A 24,039-nucleotide genomic window follows, 5' to 3' on the forward strand; every position below is an offset into this window, starting at 1 on the left:
ATTAATCGCTTCATTCATTACTTTTTAGCTCAGACCCATAAAACAAATAATTAATCTGCAAAAAATGTAAAAAATTTAGTCACTCGTCCATTTCTGGCATAGTTTCTGTATGGCTTTGTTGGTCAATTCCCCTGAAATCAGGGTTTCTCTTGATTCCCCTTCAATGCATTTATTTTATCGATCAGGTCAATGGGCAGCGGAAAAACAATGGTTGTTGTTCTGTCATTGGCGATTTCTGTCAATGTTTGCAAATAACGGAGTTGAACGGCATTCGGTGCTTTATTCAACACTTCGGCGGCTTCCATCAGCTTTTTAGACGCTTCAAGTTCACCGGTCGCATGAATCACTTTTGCACGGCGGGAACGTTCAGCTTCTGCCTGTCGGGCCAGTGCGCGAACCATACTGTCATCCAGATCGACATGTTTAATCTCAACGTTCGCAACTTTGATGCCCCAATTGTCAGTGTGCATGTCGAGGATACCCTGTAAATCTTTATTCAGCTCATCCCGGGCAGAGAGTAATTCATCAAGTTCGTGCTGCCCCAATACAGAACGTAATGTGGTTTGGGACAATTGGCTGGTGGCTTCAAGATAATTCTCAACATTATTGATCGCCATTTTGGGATCAATCACCCGAAAATACACCACGGCATTCACTTTGACCGAGACATTATCTCGGGTGATCAAATCCTGAGTGGGCACATCTAATACGATGGTACGCAAGTCTACCCGAACCATTTGCTGAATAATGGGGATAATAATGATCAACCCCGGGCCTTTGACTTCATAAAACCGGCCCAAAAGGAAAACGACTGCGCGTTCATATTCGCGCAGCACTCTGAACATGCTGATAATCAGCGCAATCACAAACACAATAATGGTTGCCAGGGAGTAAGTAATCATCATTTATTCCTTCTCTTTGGCTTCAACATGTAAACAAAGCCCGTCTACGTGTTTCACGACAATCGACTGGCCGACCCGAAGCGGCGTATCGCATCTTGCCTGCCAGATTTCGCCTTCAACCAGTACCCTTCCCTCACCCGGAAAACCACTCACGACTTTTCCCTCGTCACTCGCCAGCATCTCAGCACCTGTGGTGACCGGTTTCCGGCGTGTTTTTAACAACAGCGTGAGGATCACAAATGTAAATAGTGCCGAAGTGACGGTCAGACCAATAATCAGTGGCAAGGCTATCTGATAGCCCGGTTCTTCTGTATCCATCAGCATCACAGACCCCATCACAAAGGCTGCGATGCCGCCAAAACCGAGAATACCAAAACTGGGACTGAATGCTTCAGCGACCATCAGCACAATCCCCAGAATGATCAACCCAAGTCCGGCATAGCTCACCGGTAACAACTGCAACGAATACATCGCCAGTAACAAGCAAATGCCACCCAAGACCCCGGGCAGACCGACACCTGGATTATAGAACTCCAGCAACAAGCCATAGATTCCGATGAGCATCAGAATATAAGCCACATTCGGATTGGTAATCACAGCCAGTAATTGAAACCGCCAGTCCTGCTCTCGCTCAACATAGGCAACATTCTGCAATTGGATCGCTTGCTGAATCCCATTAATCAGAACGGTGCGACCGTCCGACTGACGAATCAGATCATCCAGATCAGTGGCCAGAAGGTCGATTACGTTTTCTTTGAATGCCTCTTCCGCATCCAGACTGGCCGCTTCACGGACTGCTCTTTCTGCCCAGACTTCATTCCTTCCGTGAAGCTTCGCAAGACTGATGATATAAGCGGCAGCGTCATTGATCACTTTCTTCTCCATGGCGCTCTCTGCTTTCACCTCATCATTTGAGGCTGACTCTTTCTCGGCACTTTTTGCCGATGAATCATCTTTTGCATCAGGCTCTGGCTTATCCTGACCGCCGAATGGATTATCTTTTTTTCCACCGGCCGGTCCGGTCAGAGATACAGGTGTCGCCGCGCCCAGGTTTGTTCCGGGTGCCATGGCCGCGATATGACTTGCATACAGAATATAGGTTCCTGCGCTGGCAGCCCGAGAACCCGCCGGGCCAACCCAGGTCGCAACCGGAACCGAAGATGTGGTAATCGCGCGAATGATTTCGCGCATGGAGGTATCGAGCCCTCCAGGCGTATCCATTTTCAGAATAACCAGCTTCGCCTGTTTCTCTTGTGCGCTTTCGATTTCTCTGGAGACAAAGTCACTCACAGCGGGACCAATCCCCCCCTGAATCGTCACCACCCAGACATCATCAGCCCGAGTGCTGAACGAGCAGAGCAGGGTCAACACAAGAGCTAAAAAGGAAAACAGCTTCATGGCGCATGCTCCCCATTCGCGTACCTGACTGAGGCAGATGGAAAAACCCGCTGCGTTTACATCAGGAAATTCTTCATCTTAAGCATAGCGCACAGAAAAAAACTGCTGTATTGAATACGACACGGGGCTGTTTCAATTGCCCCGTCAGAAATCAGGTTTCAGGATGCCTGACGCGAGAACAACCGCTCAAAGGCCGAAGGATGATGTGACCAATGAGTATCGAACATTTCCATCAGTGCCGGATTGCCGTAACGCGACAGACAAACAGCATGGAATCGGTTTTTATGCGCTTTGAGCCGGGCGATATTTTCCAGCATGTCTGGGGATTGGGAAGGCGCAATAAAGTCAGACAGAACAATCAAATCTGCATTTTTATATTTTTCACTGCCCATCAATTCGATCGACTGTTCCAGTACCGGTGACAAGTCAGTTCCGCCGTGGAATGAATACGACAGAAAATTCAGAGCCTCACTTAAGCCATCCTGCTTCGTCAGTTCGTACGTAATATGCTGAGTAGAAAACAGCATGACATAGCAATCACGTTCATCAGCCAGCGCAATTTGCATCAGGCCGTATGCCAGCGCTTTTGCACACTGTTCTGGATAACCGGACATTGACCCCGAGGCATCAATACAAACAATAAAAGGCCCCTTGTCCTGCTCAACTTGCTTACTTTGAGTTTTATAGGCTTTGACTTTTCGCAGTTTACGTTGCGCCCCCTGCATCCGGTAATTCATCAAACGTTTATCCACCAGATGCTTATAAAAGACCACTTCCAATTCCGGATACGCCAGAAACATGGCTTCATTTGGCAAGAGCCGAGCCAGATCATCGCTGGGATGAACACCAACAATATCATCTGTGACGCTGTCACTCTTCTCCTCAACCATTTTCAGTTCTTCACTCTGTACACGCGCCTGGTTGGGATCATCGACTTCATTGGCCATTCGGCCGAGGGAGTCTGCAATTTCCTGTAACTCACTACTTTTTTGTAAGAATTTCGTAATGGATTTTAAGCGTTCAACATCCGTGCGGGTCAACTTGGCTTTGGCCATATCCCACAGCCGGCCAGCACGTTTTTCATCGCCGGCCTCATCCACTTTTTCCATTTGCTGCATGGTTTCGATGCGCTGGTACAGATCTTTCAACAACTCATCTTTATGATGTTCCAGCTCATTCTGTTGCGCCGCTTTCAGTGCCTCCTGCAGATGCTCATACCATTGATGACAGAAATAGCTGTGGAACATGGGGTTATGCTTTTTCTGTTCATGTTCTAAAAGCTTACGTGCTTTAAAGTAAAAACCTGAGGTCTCTTCGAGCTCTTTCACCACTTGTTCTGCATTGTCGATGAAAGTTTCAGACGACCATTGCCTGACTTTTTGATACAAGGCAAGCTCCTGACTAAAGCGATCGGCAACATCGACTTTCGCAATCCGATGCTGTACATAACCCCGCCATTTCTGAATCTGTAACTTCATGGCAGACTTCATGCCCGGGCTTGCTTCTGCTGCCATCATGAGCTGTGGACGCGTCATCAGCTCATTCACAGCATTTTCAATCATGCCGGATTCAGCCAGCATCATTGCAAGATTAATCCCTTCCGTGACTGGCATCTTAACCCCCTTAAGCGAAATATTCCGTCAAACGGGTCAAACGCATCGCACTTTTGTCCAGATGACGCTGAATTGTTTCAATCTCCTCGCTGGCTGTTGCCAGACTCTGCTCAATCAGCACCGGAAATTCCGGGTCAACAAAATTATGCGGCAATGCGCCATGAAAACGGCTGCGGGCCAGTTTCAGCAAATGCGCTGCTTCGTGAATGGCATCGGTGGCCTCTTGAACTTTTTGCTGCCAGCCGGCCAGTTGGTCCTGACTGACCCCATAGTCACCGGCGATCCCGACCAGTACATTCCGGCTGGCAATATCTTTGATCACCAGACGATCACTGGCATCAATTTCAAAGTGCAACCGGCACAGATGGGTATTTTTATTCACAAAGCCGTAGATATCACAGTGACCGGTCTTGATCTTTTTCTCGAACTCATCGCCATCGACATACACCCAGCGACTGTCACCAGTTTCCTGCTCAGAAACAGACGGGTTATGCTGCAACATTACCAGCTTGATCATGCGGGGATTGCGATTGACCGTATAACGCTTTGCGCTGGAAAAATCGTACTTGTACCTTTCTTTCCCCATCAAGGTGTCATGACCAAACGTCATACTAAGCTTGCTGGCCACTTCCTGATGTACTTCTTCAATTTGATGCTGGGCCGTATCGGCCTGTTGCGTTGCAGCTTGCTGCCCGAAAACCGTGTTCGACGCAAAATCACGCAAAGTATCGCGAATATCCTGACGCGATTCAGGGCTGTGCCAGAGACATTCCTGCAACAAGAGCAGATCAAGAGGATTAATGCTGTCCCTGCCATTAAAAAATGCACTGGCTTTCAACAAACGTAACGACTTTTTCCAGCGGCGATCAGAAATATAGAGTTCATTGCTTTCGCCGTTTTCAACTTTCTCTTCAATCACCCGTTTTAACTGATAGATAGTCTCAAAGGTTTCTTCTTCCAGTGAAACATGATCAATCAAAGCCTGCCATTGCTGATACTCGTCGGCTTTGATTTTCAGACCTTCCGGTATTTCTGCCATGTCTGGGCCTTCCCCCATCAGCATGGCTTTAAAGTTCTGCTTTTCCTGAATGCGGTTGACAAATACTCTGACCAGCATCCGGTCATACAGAGCTTCCAGACCGCTGTCTTCGTCCGGTAATTCGTTCGATGCGGTAATCAACAAGCGCATTGGCACCTGGAGTGTTTCCTGACCATTTTTAAAGGTGCGCTCATTCACAACCGTGAGGAGAGTATTCAGAATTGCCGGACCCGCTTTCCAGATTTCATCCAGAAAAACCACTTCAGCCGTTGGCAGGTAGCCATCCACCAGTCGAACGTACTTACCATGATCTTTCAGTTCCTGAATCGACAATGGTCCAAATACTTCTTCCGGTGTTGAAAAGCGTGTCATTAAATAATCAAAAAAGCGGCTGTCATCGAATGCTTCAATCAAACGCTTGGCAATCAAACTTTTGGCGATTCCGGGAGGGCCAAGTAAAAACACGCTCTCGCCCGCCAAAGCAGACAAGAGACAGAGACGGATTGTATGCTCTCTTTCATAAACGCCATTCGACAGCGCATGAATCAGCTTATCTACCCGCTCAGCAAGCAGCGCTTTATTTGGAAGGGAATTGGCCGCCATTGATAGCATAAATATCTATTCCTCGATGCTTATATGTGCTGTGTCTGAGCCAAGCGGCCATGATTCAACCACCTGCTCTAGCCTGAGAATAGCCGTAAAAAACACATTGTTACAAGCTTGTTAAACTACATATTTTGTTACAAAACAGATATATCAAACTATTTCGCGACTCAGCACACAGTAATCAATGATTCCATTAATGATTGCTATATCACTAGAACAAGATCACAGATTGTAATGGATTGCACCAGATAAACAGGATGTGGGGAAGGTCTCACGAAAGTGCTTTTATAGTGCTACCCGAGACCCATTCATCGTGTTAACATTTTACTCAATTATGAAAAAGATCTCTCAATTGCCTACCGGGCTGACAATTATTGTGTGTTTAGGGGTTCTGGGGACAACCTTTATCCCGATGAAAGGTAACCTGGACGCCGTGACCTCCAGTCTGACACTGGCGCTTATCATGCTGCTGGTTCGAGAAGTCGCAAGCAAAGAAATGAAGGTTTTGCTGCTTGTGTCTGCCTGTACCTATGGGTTAGGTGTGATTGCCGATCTCCTGGATGAAATCCCCGAGTTATCGACACACTGGCTGCTCATGAGAACCGATGATGTCTTTTCAAACATCGGGGTCTTTTTACTGTGTTTTTGTTTCATCAAAATTCTTCACCAACGGCGTGAACTGATCGTACGGCTGAAAGAACAAGTTGCTAAATCACGCGCGCTGGAACTGGAGCTGAGCCGACAGGCCCTGCAAGACGACCTGACCGGCCTTCAAAATCGCAGATCGCTGTTCAGACGATTTGATCATATGGCAATTCACCTGAATCGCGGCATTATGGCCTATATCGATATTGATAATTTCAAACAAGTGAACGATCGCCTTGGCCACCATCAGGGCGATTTGGTTCTGGTTGAAATCGCGAACATCCTTTTCAGACATTCACCCACAGGCAGTCAGATTTACCGCATTGGCGGTGATGAATTTGTTGTCTTGCTGCCAAGTGCAGATCAGGCTCAAAGTCAGGAATGGCTGGAGCAGCTTTATGAACAGACGCTATCGTTGCGAGAAACATTCAAGCTGGGTATCAGTGTCGGGTTAACCCCTTTTCATCCCGGCAACCTGAGTGACCCTGATATGTTGCTGGCAAAAGCCGATAATGCAATGTACGAAGACAAAGAGCAAAAAGCCCGCTGCTGACTGATTCACATTTCTGTCATAACTTCGTCATACCATAGCGGTTTTATCGCTCAAGTTTTACGGAGACACGCAATGCTGTATCGTCTGGCCTCTTTGCTGGCCTTTATTACCCTGCTCCCGATGCAGGCCCAAGCCAAAACCATCACAGTCTCAGGCTCGACTTCAGTCAGCCATGTCCTTGAAGTCTTGGCAGAGACCTACCAGACACAACACCCGGATACCCAGATTGCCGTTCAGGGAACCGGGTCTTCAGCAGGTATTGCAGCCGTCAAACAAAACGCTTCGGAACTCGGCATGAGTTCACGCTTTCTGGAAGATGATGAAATACGCCCTGATGTCGAAAGCACCATTATTGCTCATGACGGCATTGCGCTTGTGGTCAACAAAGCCAATCCGGTCAACACACTGACGAAAGCTCAGGTCATCGCAATTTATCAAGGAAAAATCACGAACTGGAAAGAAGTCGGCGGACCCGATCTGCCCATCGCAGTTGTCAGCCGAGAGAATGCTTCCGGCTCTCGTTTTTCCTTTGAAGATTTTATGGGACTCACCCGAAATATTGGCGATAAAAAAGTGTCGGATATCAATGCTAAAGTGCTGGTCGTCAATACCAACGGTATGGTGAAAAGCCTGATTGCTCGGAATCGTCACGCACTCGGTTACCTGTCTCTTGGCTCGCTCGATGATTCAGTCAAAGCGTTGTCATATGAAGGAATCACACCGACACTGACCCATCTCGAATCTGGCGAATATCAAATCTCACGTCCTTTTATCATGCTTTATAAAAACGCAAAAATAACCTCAGAAGGCCGTGATTTCCTGGATTTTGTCCTGTCGAAAGAAGGCCAGTCACTCCTGCATGAGCGTGGTTATATCCCAGTGCGCCACTAATGACTTTCGCCGTCTTGCCTGACAATCCCGAGCAAGACGGCCTGCCGAGTTCTCCACTCACCCGAGCTTCGACAAACTGAGTTACGATTCAACCGGATACTTCAATCCTGCGCCCCACTCCGTCCAGGAACCATCGTAAACCGTCAGCTTTTCACGACCGGCAACCTCAGCCGCCAGTGCCAGAATACATGCTGTCACACCAGAACCGCAGCTAAAAATCAAATGCTGATCTTCGTCAGAAATCGCATCAAACCGCTGTTTAAGCAACTGAGGTGACAGAAGCTGATTATCTTTGACAAGCTGCCCGAATGGCAGACTTTTGGCGTTCGGCATATGGCCACTTCGAACCCCTTCACGAGGCTCTGGCTGTTGGGCATAAAAACGGGCAGCAGGACGTGCGTCTAAAACAACTGTCTTTGGATCATCCAGTTTCGACAGCAGCGACTGCGCATCTGTAACCCATTCAGTGCGGAACCGTGCAGTAAAAGTATCAGGCTGAACCTTTTCCGGCTCACCAGAAACTAACGGACCGTTAACTTTTTTCCAGGCTGGCAGCCCACCATCTAATACAGCAACCGCATCATGCCCCATGGCTTTGAACATCCACCAGACACGTGGCGCAGAAAACAGTCCCTGTGTGTCATACACAACGATCTGCTTGTCGTTACTGATTCCCAGCTCGGAAACCTGACGTGAGAACTGTGTTTCATCCGGCAACATGTGCGGCAGGTGAGAATGCCTGTCACAAATTTCCTGATCAAAGTCGAAAAATTTTGCCCCAGGAAGACGCTCATTGATCCATTCTGATTTCGCATCTCGCCCACTGCCCGGCATAAACCAGCTGGCATCCAGAATCACAATCTCTTTTGCATCCAGATTTTCCAGCAACCAGTCTACACTCACGACCGATGATGGTAATTCGTCATTTGCCATATATCCCTCACCTAACCCATTAAAAATTTAAGATTGTTCTGAAAATCAAACCGATATATCTGTTGAAATCTTCGTGCTCACATCAGCACTCACTAGGCCTCTCGTCTTCGAAAACGCTGTACTGACCACGCCCGCGAAACATAGTGATAACAGTTAACCCCTCAAGACTAAACCATTTTCTTACAATTCCAGAGATGAACAACCCTGAAAGATGCTTGAATCACACAGATCATCAGGTTAATGTCGATTGGCCGTTCACAGCAAGGATGCAATCATGGACTATTTCCCGGTATTCACTCGACTGGTCAACAAACCCGTCCTCGTTATTGGTGGTGGAGAGATCGCCTGCCGCAAAGTTGAACTCCTGCTTCGTGCTGGTGCAGACATCACGCTGGTTTCTCCCCGACTACACCCAACACTGCAAAAACTGGCGATCCAGCAAAAAATACGTTGGCTGGCAGAGTCGTATAAATCTTCAATTCTTGGAGATTACTATCAAGTGTGGGCAACCACAGATGATCGGGAGTTAAACACGCGAATTTTTCGAGATGCGCAGCAAAAACGAATTTGGGTCAATGCCGTAGATGACCCGGCACATTGTGACTTCATCACCCCCTCGATGATCGACCGTTCTCCGATACAGGTTGCAATCTCCAGCGGTGGTGCCTCTCCGGTACTCGTGCGTTTCCTCAGAGAAAAATTAGAAACACAGCTGGCACAGAATCTTTCTCTGCTGGCAGCTTACGCTGGCAAACAAAGAGAGCGACTGAAACAGCACTTTCACACAATTGACCAGCGCAGACATTTTTGGGAACAGTTTTTCCGTTTGCCTCAAGTCGAACATGCCCAAACGGAACAAGTCCTGGAAACAGCTTTTCAAAGTCTGCTTGCAGAGCCCGCACAAAATACGGGAACACTCTGGTTGATTGAAACCGGCACAGACACAGAAATGCTGACCTTGAAAGCGCTACGACTCATGCAGCAGGCAGAGATGGTGCTTTACACGAATGAAGAGACACAGGCAGAATTTATCGACCTTTGTCGACGTGATGCCGACAGAGCGCATTGTCAGCTTGATGCGTTAGCCGAAAAGGCTGCGTTATTGCTTCAACAATCAGTACGCGTTTGCATCTTCATTGAAAAAGGAAGCACACCCGAATCGCTGGTTCAGCTCTGCACCCAGCAAAACAGCCTTGTGCTTCCTTCTCTGTAGCCGACTATTTTGAAGAGACAGCGTTTGAAGAGACAGCGGCAGAAGTTAAATCAGAGCCCGCCGCTGTTTGCTTAGCGCATTGCTCCGAGCGTGATTTCAACCATAAACCTGAAGTTTTCATGGCATAACCAAACAAGACACCCAAGACCAGTGACGGAATCACTAACTGCCAGTTTCCACCCGCAGCAAAGGTGGCACAGCAACCAATAAAGGTTCCGGGAATAAAGTTCAGCCACTCACGCTTTGCCTGAACACACATCAAAAACGACACAACAGCCGTCACAACGTACCCAAGAATATCAATACCAATCCATTCAGAGCCATGAATGATCAGCATTGCCCAAGCCACGCCACTCATATTGGTCGCCAGGCTAAGTCCAACACCTTTCATGCCATCTTTAGGGGCAGCGAAAAAAGTTGTGCATCCAAGAAATCCAGCCCAGCTGAGCAAGCCGAAAGATACAGCGACCCAGCCCCACACGCCCGATAAAATGCCTGTTGTGATGGCGATAGCAATCAGTACTGACATGTTGCCTCTCTGTTTATTTATAACTGGCGATATCACACGCCATCAAAAAGGCAGTTTAGAGATTATCCCCTCAATTTAAATCGATACCGATCACATTAAATGTGATAACAATGAAACAAAAACAACCAATAAGTGATCTGAATCAAATATAACACTTCCGAATGCGCCCCTTACCAGTGACTTTGCAGTTTGGGCTGACCACAGCTTGTGTTAACGTATCGCATTCTGCTTCTGAAACCGACGTTTCTCTCTGTATACGGAGTGCCAAAATGGGGCCACTAATGCTAGATGTATCAGGTTTTGAACTTGATGCCGAAGAGCGTGAAATTCTTCAACACCCGACTGTCGGCGGTGTTATTTTTTTCGCCCGAAATTACCACGACAGAGAACAATTATTCGCCCTGACCCAGTCCATTCGTCAGGCAGCCAAACGCCCTCTGCTCATTGCAGTTGATCAGGAAGGCGGGCGTGTACAACGCTTCAGAGATGGATTCACCCTTTTGCCTCCAGCCAAAGCCTTCGCGGCTTCTGAAAACGGTCTTGCCCTTGCCCGTGAAGGCGGATGGTTGATGGCTGCTGAATTATTAGCCATGGATATTGATCTCAGCCTTGCTCCGGTACTGGACATCGGCTTTGATTGTAAAGCTATTGGCGATCGGGCCTTTTCTGATCATCCCGCTGAAATAGCCCGGTTCGCAGGAGAATTCATCAAGGGCATGAAAGATGCCGGCATGGCGGCAACCGGAAAGCATTTTCCGGGACATGGTGGCGTGATTGCCGACTCTCACCTTGAAACTCCAATTGATGAACGAAGCCGTGTTATCGATCATGACATGTCGGTCTTCAAAACCTTAATTGAAGAAAACCTGCTGGATGCCATGATGCCGGCCCACGTAATTTATCCGACATTCGATTCGAAACCAGCCAGTGGTTCTGAATACTGGTTGAAGGAAATACTGCGCAGTCAACTGAATTTCAAAGGGGTCATCTTCTCTGATGATTTAAATATGAAAGGTGCCGATGTACTGGGCAGTTATGGTGACCGCGCACAAGCTTCGCTTCAGGCGGGTTGTGACATGGTCATGCTGTGTAATAATCGCGTGGGTGCCATTGAAGCACTGGAAGCACTGCCACAAACTCAGGTTCCATTGCTGAACACGCTTTTGAAAAAGCCTTTTGCCAGTTATAAAGAGATGATCAGCACAACAGAATGGAAGAACCGCGCTCAAAGCATTCGCAAGCTGCGGGATGAATGGCAGGAAAAGACTCAAAACGTGTAACGCCTGTATAGATCACAAAGAAAATCGCCCGACGACATCGGGCGATATTTCGTAAAGGGCGAACAACGTATGGGGAACTAAGGATTCATCTGCTGATAGGGCGTCATCATCAGTGTCGACAACAGTCGCTTAAGGGTTTCAGAAACAATTTCCTGGTTAAAGTTTTCATCACCACTCACCAGAGAAAACTCAAACTCCCGGAAAGTAAAAACCACCAGATTTGCATCCACTTCTGGCGAGGGGCTGCCAATTTTGATTGCCGTTTCTTTCACCAGATTTAAGACTTGTAACTTATAAGCACTCACTCTGTGAATCAGTGCTTGTGACTGCCCCAAAGCAAATAAGAAATGACACCGAACCGTCAATTGCTTTCTTCGACTATCATCCGTCAGTTCTGTCAAAATGTATTGCGTCAGTAAATCTGTCAGCGCCTGAATACATGCATGCCGGTGACTCACCTCTTCTTCAACGGGATAACGCTCCAGAATCTGATCGACTTGTTGCTGAATCCACTGAATTTGCAACACTTCACGCCGGGCAAATTCATCAAAAGCACATAGAATGAGATGATCCATGCTTTCAAAATAGTAACTCGTCAGAGATAGTCGCACCTGAGCTTCATTCGCGATGTTCCGGTGTGACAGACTATTCAGCCCACGACTTGCAATCAAGTCCAGCGTCGCCTCTATTATTTTTTGTCGGGTAAGTTCTCCCTTGGTTGTTTTTCGAGAACTAGCTGCCATCTCGACCTATCCTTTATGTTTATGAAAAGTAAATGTTTGCATTCACGCCAATAATATCGGAAACCTCTCGTTACATAAACTCTACAAGCGGTTTATCTTATAGATTTATATTTGGTCAATATAAATGTCTTACGATTACATCTCATCCTTTGCAACGAAGCCGAACAGAAATCAATCGACATCACTGGTTACTCACATGATCAGCCCCTGTGGCGTGTCTATGGTTCCCAAACGATGAAAGGCGGGGAAAAGGGAGATGGGATGGCGGTATCCCTAGAGGCAAGTTGAAATCGGTTGCTGCGCCAAACAATTCGGTCCAAAAACAACAAAGGCGCCATCATCAGGCGCCTTTGCTTTAAATTCTGAGACTGTCTGCTTGAATTACAGTGACTTGCTCGAATAGTTGATGTTTTTGCAGGTTTTCTTTTCTTTCAGTACCGTGACTAACCCACCGATAATAAATGCCATCACTAGTAATGTCTCGAACATGTCGCTTCCCCAATCCGGATAATCATTGCGCCTATCGGCGATTCAAAAACAGTTTCTAAGCCACGAAAACCACAACAAAGTGGTTCTTTAGCCTCCGGTTGGGCAAGACTACATTGAAAAACATGCTCATAAGGGGTCTCAGTATCAATCACTTACTGAGTAAAGTGATGAAACGCTGCTTTCCAATTCTCGTTTTGCGGATAGTGCACCGGTGGCTATCTTTTAGCCGTGCTTATTGTGCGTTTTTTTTAAACGAACTGCCAGCATTATTTGCCTTATGATTCTTTAGAAACAGCATAAAAAAAACTAATAAAAAATACGGCCATATTGGCCGTATTTTATTCTGAAAGTGAAAGGTATTTAGGTTACAACCAGCGCTTTTGACCCGTAAAGGTCACAGACAACCATGTGTCCCCTAACTCTCCCTTCAACTTATCCCAAAGTAACTGGCGAATTTTATCCTGACGTTTTGTTGTCCAGTACTGATCATCTTTCACGAGAATATTAATCTCTAAATCGTACTGACGTCCGGTTTTGGCAAAATGATGCGTATAGTCATCGAAATGATATTGCTTCGATAAGTCTTCAATCACACGATTCACGCTGGACTGTACCTTATCATGGGGTGCAACCAGCAGGACTTCCCGAATATTTCGGCGAAGAACCTTAATCGGTAGTACAGAAGCCGCAATCGCCATGGCAGATACCAGAATCGGGTCGACGTAGGCATTCCAGTGAGAATAGCCTAATTTATCAAACACCATGACCAGCATAAAACCGACTAAAATTGCGGCACTCAAGATACCATCGACCAACCATTCCTGTGAGTCGACCCGAACCAGTTCAGAGTCTTCCTTACGGGCAATGTAGGTTTCCGTGAAGTAAATACCAAAACAGCAAATGGTCGACAAAATTGCATACACCATTGCATGTTCCAAGACAACTTCATGGCCACCATTGACAATGGTTTGCACACCACTGGCGAGTGCAAACAAACAGGTTACCAAGATGAGCAAGCCATTGACGACATTGATCAAAGGTTCGATGTGGGCGTAACCAAACTGGAAGTGGTCATCGTCCGGTCTTGAGACCAGGTAAGCGGTATACAGACTCAGGCCTGTCATACCCATACTCAGAAATGAAAACATACCATCAAGAAGGATCGCACTCGATCCAACGTACAGCCCATAACCAATACCCAGGGTGGCAAGGAGAACCGTACCGGCAAGAGACATTTTCAATGCCAGACGTTCCTTACTAACTTTACGGCAAGTCGCCATAAATTCCTCCTTTTATATCTCTAATTAACATACATAAATTGTCTGCCTGATGGTTAGTCAACCATGCCAGCATGACGGCTTGATGAACCTGAACAGCCAATCAACTGTCTTCAGCTCAGTGTTTCTTCCAGCCACTTCAGAAAGGCTGGTTTACGTAATGCGGTGTTCAAAGCAGCTTGCTGCTTACCTTTTCTGAAAACCAGAACAGTTGGAACACCTCTGATTCTGTATCGCTTTGCCAGTTCAGGATGCTGATTCACATTCACGCGGGCAAAACGATATTGTTTCTTTTGTTGAGCGACTTGCTCGACCACAGGCTTAAATGCCTGACAAGGCGCGCAGCGATTTCCCCAAAATGTCACCACAATAGGCTTAGGGCTTTGAATCAATGCAGCAAAGTTGCGACTGTCAGCTTCAACCGGCCTGCCATCTAATACAGCTTTGGAACAATGTGGACAGGTGACAGTGTTTGATAAAGAAGTGGTTTGCAATGATACGTTTTGCTGACAATGCGGGCAGCTCACATTAAAACTCGGCATGTTTTTCTTCATACTAAACCAACTTTCAGGTGGTTAGTAAACCCTCAGGCAGAAATTTTCCAGCAGTATATCACAACTGGATGAAAGCCCAGCACAGTGTATCCGCTTGCACAAACGACGATATTATCAATCAAACGCACTGCTCTCTAGGCATCCACGCCGATTAAAAATCCGTTCGCTGAAGCTGCAACCTTTCAATATCGCTAAAGAAAGAGATAATTTTTGCCCGGCTGACACTGTACATAAACTCAGAGCCGTCACACATTTCGGCATCAGCCAGCTTTATCTCGGGTGATTTCATCTGCATAAACTCACAAGCTGCCTGCCGCTCACAGGCAAGATCCCGCTCTTTATTCAGCGTTTTCCAATAATTTGCAAAATGATTCAATGCGCTATCGAGTTGCCGGTAGTTCTCTGTTGTCAGCTCTGGCTGAAGAACCTTCAGTTCCTTTTTACGCTCAGAAAGAAACACATTGAAACTGCTGGCATAATTATCAACAACTGAATGGTCATAGCATGTCTGCTGCACATACCTCTCCTGCTGCGCGTAAATGTTCGCATTCTGCGAAGAACAGGCAGAGCCAGCAAAGCATGCAACAAAAGCAATCAGTGACAACTTCATTTTCACTCACTTCTGGCAGTAAAAACACGGGAAGCGTGGTACTAAATTGACTTCCCGTACGACAATCCAAAGTATGAGTGAAATTCATACAGCACAATGTTCAAAGTCTGCGATTTCTCAGGAGTAAGACAAATGTATGCAGACTGAGTTCAGTCATCTAACTCATCTCACTGGCGGAAGCCTCGACGAAAACCTCATCACCAAGTTTGATATCCCCGCCAGAAAGCACACGACAGCAAACACCGCCACGCCATTCAGGCTTCAACGCCTGTGTCATTCCCTGAAATTGTTCATCCATGCGTGGGCAAGGATCAGTCTCTCGCGTGATCTGCAAACGTAGTGTCCCAATCGTGATGACATCTCCGACATTGGCCTGCGAAAAACGAGTCCCTTCCACCAGTAAATTCGCCCGCCGGATGGTCCACGGCAATTGCTCTCCAACCTCTTTGCATGCATCCAGCCAGGAGTCCAAAGTCAGCACAGTGACCTGACGTTTGCCTGGTTTACCGCGGAAATCCCCTTTAACTCCATTTTCCTGCGATACATTAATTTGTTCCAGCTCTTCCATCACAGCACGTGACGCTTTTCGTCTGGCAATTCCTATCAGCTTCATCCAAAAATCTCCCTTTCAACCTCAGAATAGCAGCACAATTCACTAGAATAATTCATGCTGTACCGAATTCTTTACTCTGTTAACCGTCTGCTTTTGAAGCAAGTTTTAACACTTTGATTACAATTATAAGTGCTTTAGCAAACCAAGAATTTACAAACACATACTATGCAACGCCAGCAATGAGCTATCAACCACTATGAATTTGCTGCTCAACAATTCCGGGCAGCTCAAAAAGGAGCTTGATATGAATGTTCAAGCCTTAAGTATGCACCGATATTTAGACTTTCAGGGGCAACTGACTGCGCCACTACCGGCATGGGCAGATATTGTCACTCTGCAGGGTTTTTATCGCGATATGGTGCTGACCAGGGTTTATGACAACAAAGCAGTCGCACTTCAGCGCACCGGGAAACTGGGCACGTATCCTTCCCATCTGGGCTCTGAAGCCATTGGGATTGCAATGGGCCGCGCGCTGAAAAAAGACGATGTCTTTATTCCCTATTACAGAGATATGCCTGCCATGTGGGCACGTGGGATAGCGATGGAAAAGAACCTGCAATACTGGGGCGGCGACGAGCGAGGCAGTGATTTTTCCTTTGACGACCGCCACTGCCGCGACCTGCCCTTCTGTGTACCGATTGCAACACAATGTACGCATGCGGTTGGCGTGGCTGCTGCCTTGAAAATTCAGGGGGGTCATCATGCCGCTTTAGTCACCTGTGGTGACGGTGGGACATCAAAAGGAGATTTCCTGGAGTCAATTAACTGTGCTGGCGCCTGGAACATTCCCCTGGTCTTTGTCATTAACAACAACCAGTGGGCAATTTCCGTCCCCCGGAAATTACAGTGTGGCGCGGAGTTCCTGTCAGACAAAGCAAAAGGCGCTGGGATTCCCGGCATGACTGTGGATGGCAATGACATTATTGCCATGTACGACGCCATCATGAAAAGTCTGGATCGCGCCCGCAAAGGCAAAGGCGCAACCCTGATCGAGGCGGTCAGCTATCGTCTGAGCGATCATACAACGGCTGATGATGCCAGTCGGTATCGCAATGAAGATGAACTTCAGCAGGCCTGGCAATATGAACCGATCAAGCGTCTGAAAACATTTTTAATGGCGCAAGGCGCGTGGTCAGACGAAGAAGAAAAAGCCTGGCAGGCCCAATGTCGGCAGGAAGTCGAAAAAGCGGTCGAACGGTATCTTGCAATGACGCCACAGCCACCTGAGTCTGCGTTTGATTATCTTTACGAAGAGCCGACGGAAGAAATCCGTCCGCAACGAGATGCCATTATCAATAAAGCAATGCGTATGCAGGGAGGCCACCATGGCTGAGATTACCATGCTCGAAGCGGTCAATTTAGCCCTGCATCATGAGATGGAAAAAGATTCGGATGTCATCGTTCTGGGCGAAGATGTCGGTGACAATGGCGGCGTTTTCCGCGCGACGGTTGGGCTCAAACAGAAATTTGGGCTGAAACGTGTCATCGATACCCCGCTGGCTGAAGCATTGATCGGGGGCGTTGCTGTTGGCATGGCCAGCCAGGGATTAAGACCTGTGGCCGAGTTCCAGTTTCAGGGGTTTGTCTTCCCTGCGCTGGAGCATTTAATGTGTCATGCAGCCCGCTTGCGGAACAGAACAAGAGGACGACTCACCTGCCCTGCTGTTTTCAGAGCACCTTTTGGTGGCGGAATTCACGCGCCAGAGCACCACTCCGAAAGCATTGAAACAATTTTCGCGCACACACCGGGGTTAAAAGTCGTGATTCCGTCCTCGCCCAAAAGAGCCTACGGCTTACTGCTGGCGGCGATTCGCAGTAATGATCCCGTCATGTTTTTTGAGCCAAAACGCATCTACCGGACCGTGAAATCGGAGGTCATTGACAATGGTGAAGCTCTGCCACTGGATACGTGCTTCACACTTCGAAAGGGCCGGGATTTAACGTTAGTCACCTGGGGAGCCTGTGTCGTTGAGTCACTTCAGGCGGTCAATGAACTCTCCAAAATGGGCATCGAAGCGGAAGTGATCGATCTGGCGTCGATTAAGCCAATTGACATCAATACCATTGTGGCCTCACTTGAAAAAACCGGCAGGCTGCTGGTGGTTCATGAGGCCAGTAAAACCTGCGGAGTTGGCGCTGAACTCATTGCGCAGGTCTCAGAAAAAGCCATGTGTCTTCTGAAAGCGCCCCCTATCCGGGTCACTGGAATGGACACAGTCATGCCGTACTACCGCAATGAAGACTATTTCATGATTAATAAAGAAGACATCATGATTGCGGCTAAACAACTTGTGGAGGGGTGGAAATGAAATCTTTTTCCTTACCGGATCTTGGTGAAGGACTCGCTGAATCTGAAATTATCGAATGGCATGTCAAGGTCGGCGACGTTGTCGAAGTTGATCAGGTCGTCCTGACGGTTGAAACGGCGAAAGCCACCGTCGAGGTGCCTGCGCCATACAGTGGCACCATCGTCAGCCGACACGGCAATGAAGGGGATGTGATTTCTATCGGCAGTCTGCTGATGGAAATTGACGAAACCAATTCTGCCGATACAGAAAATCAGGAAAAACAAGTCGCGGCAAAAAGTAAACAACGTGCTGATGCAGCGACGGTTGTCGGCAGCGTCTCCCATCAATCTCACAGCGTGAATGTCGATGAGTTTTGGGTCGGCAGCCAAGTGAAACCATCCGCCGAGCATATCAGCGCACTGCCTTCTGCGCGTGCACTGGCTCAGAAGCTCGGTGTGAACCTCCAGAAAATCACAGGCAGCGGCGCAGATGGCATCATTATTGATGCGGATGTTTACCATGCTTGTGATCAACAGTTACCCGGAACGGAAGTCCTGAAAGGTGCCCGCCGCACAATGGTCGGCAGCATGACGGAATCCCACCAGCAGATCGCTGCAGTCACGATCACAGAGGAAGCCCTGCTGGATAAATGGCCTAAAGGGGAAGATATTACCGCGCGTTTAATTCAGGCTGTGGTCAGTGCCTGTGAACAGGAACCGGCAATGAATGCCTGGTTTGATGCTGAAACCATGACCCGCTGCGTTCACCACAAAGTCAACATCGGGATTGCAGTTGACAGCCCGCATGGTCTCTATGTCCCAGTGCTGAAAGACGCGGGCACTCTGAATCCGAAAGCCATTCGGCAATGGATTAATGAAACTGCCGAAAGCATTCGGGCCAGAAAAGTGGGCCGGGAAGAATTCCAGCACGCGACGATTACGCTCTCTAATTTCGGGGCCATTGCTGGCATCTATGCAACACCGGTAGTGACACCCCCTCAGGTCGCCATTGTGGGAGCGGGACGCCTGATTGAAAAACTGATTCTGGTCAATCATAAGCCCGTTTCGGTCAGAGCCATGCCGCTGTCAGTAACATTTGACCACAGAGCCTGTACTGGCGGCGAAGCGGCCCGATTTGTCAAAGCAATCGTCGAACATCTCTCGAAACCTCACGGTTAAAGCACGTCTGATACCGTAATCACAAACAGGCCAGCAATTGCTGGCCTGTCGCGATTTCGTCACCGGAGGTTGCACTTTATTCTTCCGAAGGTGCTGCCGGTTTTTTCTTTTTCGGCATGAAGACGTTATCCCCGACTGCCATATTGTCGTAAAAGCGCTTATCCAGTTTCTTCTTCGGTTTCGCCGCTACTTTACGTTCAGCTTGCTGAGGCTTGGCCTTTGCATTTTTCTTCGGCGTAAATTTCTTCTTCGGCGCAGGTTTCAGACCTTTAAATTTCCCTTCCAGCCCTTCAAGGACTGTGAACGTAATTTTCTTCTGCAGGAAAGCTTCAACATTCTTGAAACTCTTCCAGTCTTTCGGGCCAACCAGAGAAACCGCATCTCCCTTGTTCCCCGCACGACCAGTACGACCAATCCGGTGAACATATTCTTCAGCGTGTTTCGGCATATCGAAGTTAATCACATGCGACACTTTACTGATATCCAGGCCGCGTGATGCAACATCTGTCGTCACCAGAATCTTATGTGCATTTCGTTCGAATTGGCTCATGATGCTGTTGCGCTGAGGCTGAGTCAGATTCCCGCTCAAAGCCACCGCTTTCAGTTTACGCTCATTCAGCAAAGCCGTCAGGCGATCCGTATCTTCCCGGGTTGCCGTAAAGATGATCACCTGATCGTAGTTTTCCTGCTCCAGCAGACGATCCAGGATCGCTTGCTTATGATCCAAGTGATCACACAGCATGAATCGCTGCTCAATATCACCATGATCCTGTGCCGCATGACCGACCGCAATCCGTTTCGGGTCTTTCAGCATTTCTGAAGCGATGTCGATCACTTGCGGATCATCCAGCGTCGCAGAGAACATCATGGTCTGACGGCTGCGGTGATCGGCAGCCTGATGAATTTTACGCAACTGTGGGGCAAAACCCAGATCCAGCATCCGGTCTGCTTCATCCAGAATCAGCATTTCCAGACCGTTCAGATAAGTACTTTTATGTTCCAGATGATCAGCCAGACGTCCCGGCGTCGCCACAACGAACATCGGATCTTTTCGCAAAGCTTTCACCTGGTCATTGAAGTTTTCACCGCCCACAATGAGAGCACTATCGTAAGGGGTACCAGCATTCAGCATGCGAAGATGCGTATAAACCTGCTTCGCCAGTTCACGGGTTGGCGCCAGGATCACAACACGGGGATCACGCTTGGTGAAAGGTTTGCCACGATACATACGCTGCATCGCAGGCAACAGGAATGCCAGTGTTTTACCGGAACCGGTCTTCGAGGAAGCCAGCAAGTCCTTTCCAGCAATCGCTACGGGAATCGCTTGTTGCTGGACTTCCGTCGCCTGCTCAAAGGCCATGTGATTTAATTTTTTCAACAGTCGCTGGTCAAGCCCAAGATCTTTAAAGTGCAAAGTATTGCTCCGGTAAAACGCTCTAACACAAAGAAAATCCCCGCTGCACACCTGTGACATGGCTCACAACGGGGATGAAATTTAGCGGCGGATTATACCATACTTCTCAGGCTTGACCACGACTTGATTTCAAGGCATTACATTCAATCAAACAGATCAGAAAGCAATATCCAGGCCCAGCCAGTAACGGCGTCCGTCTTCAATATACTCGTGATCTTCATAGGTCACTTCTTTATCGAATACGTTATAAATCGCAGCCTTCAACTTGGCCTGATCGGTCAACTGATAACCGATGCCTAAATCCACGAAGGTATAGGCTGGTTCCGTGATGGTTGAGCTGGACGGTGTGGTCACCGGATCATTCTCCTTGCCACGGTAAGTCACTTTCAGCCACTGGTTCAGTTTGTCCGTTGCCTGCCAGTCTGTACCCAGGGTTGCCAAATGAACAGGCAACTGGTTCAGTGGCCGGCCTTTGTACTCACCGGATTTCTGTTCTGAGTCGGTGTAGGTATAAGACGCATTTGCCTGCAGACTTTCTGTCAGATACATGCCATAGCTGAGTTCAACACCCTGTGTTGTTGCCTCATCAATGTTGACCTGATAGGTCGGATCAGCACCAAACTGGTTGGGGCCGTCTGTACATATTGATGCCGGACAGGCCACACGAGTGATTTTATCTTCGAACTGGTTATAGAACACTGTCAGGCTGAACACTGTGTTGTCCAGTGATGAATAAATCATCGACAGCTCTGTATTGACAGAGGTTTCCGGTTTCAGATCCGGGTTGCCGTAAATGTTCCCGCCCCGGCTGACACGGCCCCAGTCAGGCGTGATATCGCGCAGCGTTGGTGAACGGTAGCCTGTTGACACCCCCCCTTTGAACGTCCAGTCATCCGTTGCTCGCCAGACACCATAAGCGCGTGGGCTGAAATGGCTGCCGAAATTATCATCATCGTCAACCCGTCCGCCAAGTGTCAGCGAGAAACTGTCACTCAAACGCCATTCATCTTCAAGGAACACCGCCCATTGCTGATTGCTGATATGGGTTCGGTCTGAGACCTGATTCGTGGTTTTATCATCCAGCTCAGCATCGTTAAACTCTGCCCCGGTCACCAGCAGATGATTGCTCACCGGGATCACCCAACTGGACTTCACCAGCGTATTCACTTCCTCAATCTGACGACTGTAGTTTTTATTCATTTCACGCTGGACATCTGTGGTCGAGGTTGCAAAACCCCAGTTTCCCTGATGGGTGATCGCTGCATAGGTACGGCGATACTCATCTTCAGAATCTTCACATCCACCACGACAACCTTCGGTTGGAACCGATTTTCCAACCGTTCCTGTGCGGTTCTGCTCTGAAGCTCCCAGTTCCAGAATCAGCTGATGACTGTCGTTGAGGCTGTACAGCAGTTTGGAAGTTACACTGCGCAAGTCTTTATCTTCAAAACCGTGGGGGATTTCATCTTCATCACGTTGTGTGACCTGACCGTACAACTGCATTCCTAGCTTGTCACTGCCAAGCGGACCATTCAAAAAGAAGTTTGCACTGTTCTGATCCCCAGACTGACGGTTCTCCTGAAAGATGGTGTCGAGCTGAACATTCCCCGACCAGGTTTGATCAAATTTACGGGTAATAATATTGATGACACCACCAATGGCATCAGAGCCGTACAGCGTCGACATCGGGCCGCGAATCACCTCAATCCGCTCAATGGCCTGAAGCGGTGGCACCCAACCCTGTTCAATACCAGAACTGTCACTGTTCGGACGCGTCTGACGTGAGGTCTGACGCTTGCCGTCGACCAGAATCAGCGTATATTTCGCGCCCATGCCACGAATGCTGATGTCAGTATTCCCACCCCCGCCAGTGACAACCACGCCAGGAACATCCCGCAATGCATCGGTGAGATCTCGGTAATAACGTTTCTCAAGATCGTCACGGGTAATCACACTGATACTGGCTGGTGCATCGGTCTGAACCTGCTCAAAACCTGAGGCGGTCACCACCATGGTTTCTGTGAACGCATTCTGCTCTTGCGCCTGTACTGACGAACTGATTGCCGCTGCAACAGCCAGACTGACGGGCAGAAACACAGGGATACGACTGGACATCAATATTCTCCTAAATGATAATAACTCTCAAAATCATCTGCATTCTATTGATTAGGATGGAGAATATAAGCATCAAAGAGTGAATCGTTTGTTCCATATTCTGAACAAATGAACCAGAGGAATCTCAAGCCATGCAAGATTTGGCAACCATCAAAGCCTTTCATGCCCTTTGTCAGCACCGAAGCCTGACCGCTGCCGCTGAAGCGCTGAATCAACCGAAATCTACCTTCAGTCGACGGATTAGTCAGTTAGAAGCAGAGCTGGGACAAACGCTCATTGCCCGTCAGGGCAACCGTTTACAGCCGACTGCAGCTGGAAAAATCTTTTTTGAATTCAGTGAACGGATGCTGGCACTTGCCACGCAAAGTAAAGAAGCGTTGCAGGCATTCAATGAAAATATTCATGGGCGGCTGAACATTGCTGTGCATACCAGTCTGGTTCGAGGCTGGATGGGTCCGGTGTTGGACGATTTTCTCAATTGCTATCCGGATATTCACATTCGGTTACATGATCAATATCTGCCGGACATGGAAAATCAGGTCGATCTCATGATCTGGGTCGGTAAACCACCCAAGAATGATTTTCGTCGGGAGGTGTTAGGCTATTGGCAGTACGGTCTTTATGCGTCTCCTGCTTATCTTGAGTTTGCCGGAACACCCGAACATCCCAACGATTTACTCACGCACCAGTGGGTGAATCTCAACATGGTGAATGAAAATGGGATTTCCCTGACCAATGGCAACCAGGTGGTCACTTTACCGGCAGCCACATCCCGGCTGATCAGCGACAGCGTGGTGTTACAGTCAGATACCATTGTCAAAGGCCACGGCATCGGCTTACTGCCAACCTGGTTTGTACATCGCTACAGTCAGTCCCATCCGGGGAATCTGGTCCCATGTCTGCCACAATGGCGGGCAGAGCCAGCCTGTGTTGCCTGTTACTACCCTTCCGGCCGGCCCCCCGCCAAGCTTCAGGCACTGCTGGAAAAACTTCGGGCACACCGTCCGGCACAGTGGCAAACTTCGTCCTGACCACACTCCCATCAGATCATCCTCATCAGAATGATAAAGACAACCCGAGATTGCTCTGTCTCTTGTTTACATCTGAAAGATCTGGAGACTTTGTCATCCCCGCGCAGGCGGGGATCCAGTGACTT

At 48.2% G+C, this 24,039-nt stretch carries 21 protein-coding genes; 8 read left to right on the forward strand and 13 right to left on the reverse strand.

The window, feature by feature from the left end:
* Window positions 1-137: 137 nt before the first annotated feature.
* The 4 genes from EA58_RS18975 to EA58_RS18990 all read right to left on the reverse strand — a co-directional run bounded on the left by EA58_RS18975 (window position 138) and on the right by EA58_RS18990 (window position 5,564).
* Window positions 138-902 (reverse strand): slipin family protein, encoded by a 765-nt coding sequence (locus EA58_RS18975; RefSeq protein WP_036756672.1) that lies wholly within the window; start codon window positions 900-902, stop codon window positions 138-140.
* Window positions 903-905: 3 nt separating this feature from the next.
* A complete protein-coding gene (locus EA58_RS18980) occupies window positions 906-2,300 on the reverse strand; it encodes an NfeD family protein (RefSeq protein WP_051642238.1) in 1,395 nt (464 codons plus the stop codon).
* Window positions 2,301-2,458: 158 nt separating this feature from the next.
* The gene (viaA, locus tag EA58_RS18985; protein ID WP_036756612.1) at window positions 2,459-3,913 is read right to left on the reverse strand and encodes an ATPase RavA stimulator ViaA; all 1,455 of its coding nucleotides are present in this window, start codon (window positions 3,911-3,913) and stop codon (window positions 2,459-2,461) included.
* Window positions 3,914-3,923: 10 nt separating this feature from the next.
* The gene (locus tag EA58_RS18990; RefSeq protein ID WP_036756614.1) at window positions 3,924-5,564 is read right to left on the reverse strand and encodes an ATPase RavA domain-containing protein; all 1,641 of its coding nucleotides are present in this window, start codon (window positions 5,562-5,564) and stop codon (window positions 3,924-3,926) included.
* A gap of 328 nt (window positions 5,565-5,892) precedes the next feature.
* Here EA58_RS18990 and EA58_RS18995 point away from each other — a divergent pair, with 328 nt between their 5' ends.
* Window positions 5,893-6,756: a GGDEF domain-containing protein gene (locus EA58_RS18995; protein ID WP_036756617.1), complete on the forward strand. Its 864-nt coding sequence runs from the start codon at window positions 5,893-5,895 to the stop codon at window positions 6,754-6,756.
* A 72-nt stretch (window positions 6,757-6,828) separates the two neighbouring features.
* Entirely contained in the window at window positions 6,829-7,647 is an 819-nt protein-coding gene (locus tag EA58_RS19000) for a phosphate ABC transporter substrate-binding protein (protein ID WP_036756619.1), read from the forward strand.
* An 81-nt stretch (window positions 7,648-7,728) separates the two neighbouring features.
* Here the strand turns inward: EA58_RS19000 and EA58_RS19005 are convergent, their stop codons facing one another.
* Window positions 7,729-8,580, reverse strand: a complete 852-nt coding sequence (locus EA58_RS19005; RefSeq protein ID WP_036756621.1) for a sulfurtransferase — start codon at window positions 8,578-8,580, stop codon at window positions 7,729-7,731.
* A gap of 274 nt (window positions 8,581-8,854) precedes the next feature.
* Between EA58_RS19005 and EA58_RS19010 the strand changes: the two genes are divergently transcribed.
* The gene (locus EA58_RS19010; protein WP_036756623.1) at window positions 8,855-9,793 is read left to right on the forward strand and encodes a precorrin-2 dehydrogenase/sirohydrochlorin ferrochelatase family protein; all 939 of its coding nucleotides are present in this window, start codon (window positions 8,855-8,857) and stop codon (window positions 9,791-9,793) included.
* Between the two features lie 4 nt (window positions 9,794-9,797).
* On the opposite strand, the gene EA58_RS19015 is transcribed toward EA58_RS19010, so the two are convergent.
* Window positions 9,798-10,322: a DUF1097 domain-containing protein gene (locus EA58_RS19015; RefSeq protein ID WP_036756625.1), complete on the reverse strand. Its 525-nt coding sequence runs from the start codon at window positions 10,320-10,322 to the stop codon at window positions 9,798-9,800.
* Window positions 10,323-10,591: 269 nt separating this feature from the next.
* Between EA58_RS19015 and nagZ the strand changes: the two genes are divergently transcribed.
* Window positions 10,592-11,602, forward strand: a complete 1,011-nt coding sequence (nagZ, locus tag EA58_RS19020; RefSeq protein ID WP_036756628.1) for a beta-N-acetylhexosaminidase — start codon at window positions 10,592-10,594, stop codon at window positions 11,600-11,602.
* A 77-nt stretch (window positions 11,603-11,679) separates the two neighbouring features.
* Here the strand turns inward: nagZ and EA58_RS21165 are convergent, their stop codons facing one another.
* The 5 genes from EA58_RS21165 to EA58_RS19045 form a co-directional block, all read right to left on the reverse strand.
* Entirely contained in the window at window positions 11,680-12,345 is a 666-nt protein-coding gene (locus EA58_RS21165) for a TetR/AcrR family transcriptional regulator (protein WP_051642239.1), read from the reverse strand.
* Window positions 12,346-13,199: 854 nt separating this feature from the next.
* Window positions 13,200-14,114 (reverse strand): cation diffusion facilitator family transporter, encoded by a 915-nt coding sequence (locus tag EA58_RS19030; protein WP_036756632.1) that lies wholly within the window; start codon window positions 14,112-14,114, stop codon window positions 13,200-13,202.
* 110 nt (window positions 14,115-14,224) lie between these two features.
* A complete protein-coding gene (gene trxC, locus EA58_RS19035) occupies window positions 14,225-14,653 on the reverse strand; it encodes a thioredoxin TrxC (RefSeq protein WP_036756635.1) in 429 nt (142 codons plus the stop codon).
* A 163-nt stretch (window positions 14,654-14,816) separates the two neighbouring features.
* Window positions 14,817-15,275, reverse strand: a complete 459-nt coding sequence (locus EA58_RS19040) for a hypothetical protein (RefSeq protein ID WP_051642240.1) — start codon at window positions 15,273-15,275, stop codon at window positions 14,817-14,819.
* Window positions 15,276-15,432: 157 nt separating this feature from the next.
* Window positions 15,433-15,888: an MOSC domain-containing protein gene (locus tag EA58_RS19045; protein WP_036756638.1), complete on the reverse strand. Its 456-nt coding sequence runs from the start codon at window positions 15,886-15,888 to the stop codon at window positions 15,433-15,435.
* Window positions 15,889-16,132: 244 nt separating this feature from the next.
* Here EA58_RS19045 and pdhA point away from each other — a divergent pair, with 244 nt between their 5' ends.
* The 3 genes from pdhA to EA58_RS19060 are packed head-to-tail and all read left to right on the forward strand — an operon-like array spanning window position 16,133 to window position 19,354.
* A complete protein-coding gene (pdhA, locus tag EA58_RS19050) occupies window positions 16,133-17,221 on the forward strand; it encodes a pyruvate dehydrogenase (acetyl-transferring) E1 component subunit alpha (RefSeq protein ID WP_036756683.1) in 1,089 nt (362 codons plus the stop codon).
* Window positions 17,214-18,197: an alpha-ketoacid dehydrogenase subunit beta gene (locus EA58_RS19055; RefSeq protein WP_036756640.1), complete on the forward strand. Its 984-nt coding sequence runs from the start codon at window positions 17,214-17,216 to the stop codon at window positions 18,195-18,197. Before pdhA ends, EA58_RS19055 begins: the two co-directional genes overlap by 8 nt.
* Entirely contained in the window at window positions 18,194-19,354 is a 1,161-nt protein-coding gene (locus EA58_RS19060) for a dihydrolipoamide acetyltransferase family protein (protein WP_036756643.1), read from the forward strand. Before EA58_RS19055 ends, EA58_RS19060 begins: the two co-directional genes overlap by 4 nt.
* Before the next feature lie 76 nt (window positions 19,355-19,430).
* Here EA58_RS19060 and EA58_RS19065 read toward each other — a convergent pair whose 3' ends face one another.
* Together EA58_RS19065 and EA58_RS19070 are read right to left on the reverse strand one after the other, a co-directional pair.
* Complete coding sequence (locus EA58_RS19065) at window positions 19,431-20,828, reverse strand: DEAD/DEAH box helicase (RefSeq protein WP_200872205.1); 1,398 nt, start codon at window positions 20,826-20,828, stop codon at window positions 19,431-19,433.
* A gap of 96 nt (window positions 20,829-20,924) precedes the next feature.
* Complete coding sequence (locus tag EA58_RS19070; RefSeq protein WP_036756649.1) at window positions 20,925-22,883, reverse strand: ligand-gated channel protein; 1,959 nt, start codon at window positions 22,881-22,883, stop codon at window positions 20,925-20,927.
* A 131-nt stretch (window positions 22,884-23,014) separates the two neighbouring features.
* On the opposite strand from EA58_RS19070, the gene EA58_RS19075 reads away from it, so the two are divergent.
* Window positions 23,015-23,914: a LysR family transcriptional regulator gene (locus tag EA58_RS19075; RefSeq protein WP_036756651.1), complete on the forward strand. Its 900-nt coding sequence runs from the start codon at window positions 23,015-23,017 to the stop codon at window positions 23,912-23,914.
* Window positions 23,915-24,039 lie beyond the last annotated feature (125 nt).

This window comes from Photobacterium galatheae, from assembly GCF_000695255.1.
Taxonomy (GTDB): Bacteria; Pseudomonadota; Gammaproteobacteria; order Enterobacterales; family Vibrionaceae; genus Photobacterium; species Photobacterium galatheae.

Excerpts from the sequence above, each read along its gene's own strand:
- EA58_RS18975 (WP_036756672.1), bottom strand. The coding sequence starts at position 902 with ATGATTACTTACTCCCTGGCAACCATTATTGTGTTTGTGATTGCGCTG.
- EA58_RS18980 (WP_051642238.1), bottom strand. The coding sequence starts at position 2,300 with ATGAAGCTGTTTTCCTTTTTAGCTCTTGTGTTGACCCTGCTCTGCTCG.
- viaA (WP_036756612.1), bottom strand. The coding sequence starts at position 3,913 with ATGCCAGTCACGGAAGGGATTAATCTTGCAATGATGCTGGCTGAATCC.
- EA58_RS18990 (WP_036756614.1), bottom strand. The coding sequence starts at position 5,564 with ATGCTATCAATGGCGGCCAATTCCCTTCCAAATAAAGCGCTGCTTGCT.
- EA58_RS18995 (WP_036756617.1), top strand. The coding sequence starts at position 5,893 with ATGAAAAAGATCTCTCAATTGCCTACCGGGCTGACAATTATTGTGTGT.
- EA58_RS19000 (WP_036756619.1), top strand. The coding sequence starts at position 6,829 with ATGCTGTATCGTCTGGCCTCTTTGCTGGCCTTTATTACCCTGCTCCCG.
- EA58_RS19005 (WP_036756621.1), bottom strand. The coding sequence starts at position 8,580 with ATGGCAAATGACGAATTACCATCATCGGTCGTGAGTGTAGACTGGTTG.
- EA58_RS19010 (WP_036756623.1), top strand. The coding sequence starts at position 8,855 with ATGGACTATTTCCCGGTATTCACTCGACTGGTCAACAAACCCGTCCTC.
- EA58_RS19015 (WP_036756625.1), bottom strand. The coding sequence starts at position 10,322 with ATGTCAGTACTGATTGCTATCGCCATCACAACAGGCATTTTATCGGGC.
- nagZ (WP_036756628.1), top strand. The coding sequence starts at position 10,592 with ATGGGGCCACTAATGCTAGATGTATCAGGTTTTGAACTTGATGCCGAA.
- EA58_RS21165 (WP_051642239.1), bottom strand. The coding sequence starts at position 12,345 with ATGGCAGCTAGTTCTCGAAAAACAACCAAGGGAGAACTTACCCGACAA.
- EA58_RS19030 (WP_036756632.1), bottom strand. The coding sequence starts at position 14,114 with ATGGCGACTTGCCGTAAAGTTAGTAAGGAACGTCTGGCATTGAAAATG.
- trxC (WP_036756635.1), bottom strand. The coding sequence starts at position 14,653 with ATGCCGAGTTTTAATGTGAGCTGCCCGCATTGTCAGCAAAACGTATCA.
- EA58_RS19040 (WP_051642240.1), bottom strand. The coding sequence starts at position 15,275 with ATGAAGTTGTCACTGATTGCTTTTGTTGCATGCTTTGCTGGCTCTGCC.
- EA58_RS19045 (WP_036756638.1), bottom strand. The coding sequence starts at position 15,888 with ATGAAGCTGATAGGAATTGCCAGACGAAAAGCGTCACGTGCTGTGATG.
- pdhA (WP_036756683.1), top strand. The coding sequence starts at position 16,133 with ATGAATGTTCAAGCCTTAAGTATGCACCGATATTTAGACTTTCAGGGG.
- EA58_RS19055 (WP_036756640.1), top strand. The coding sequence starts at position 17,214 with ATGGCTGAGATTACCATGCTCGAAGCGGTCAATTTAGCCCTGCATCAT.
- EA58_RS19060 (WP_036756643.1), top strand. The coding sequence starts at position 18,194 with ATGAAATCTTTTTCCTTACCGGATCTTGGTGAAGGACTCGCTGAATCT.
- EA58_RS19065 (WP_200872205.1), bottom strand. The coding sequence starts at position 20,828 with ATGTCACAGGTGTGCAGCGGGGATTTTCTTTGTGTTAGAGCGTTTTAC.
- EA58_RS19070 (WP_036756649.1), bottom strand. The coding sequence starts at position 22,883 with ATGTCCAGTCGTATCCCTGTGTTTCTGCCCGTCAGTCTGGCTGTTGCA.
- EA58_RS19075 (WP_036756651.1), top strand. The coding sequence starts at position 23,015 with ATGCAAGATTTGGCAACCATCAAAGCCTTTCATGCCCTTTGTCAGCAC.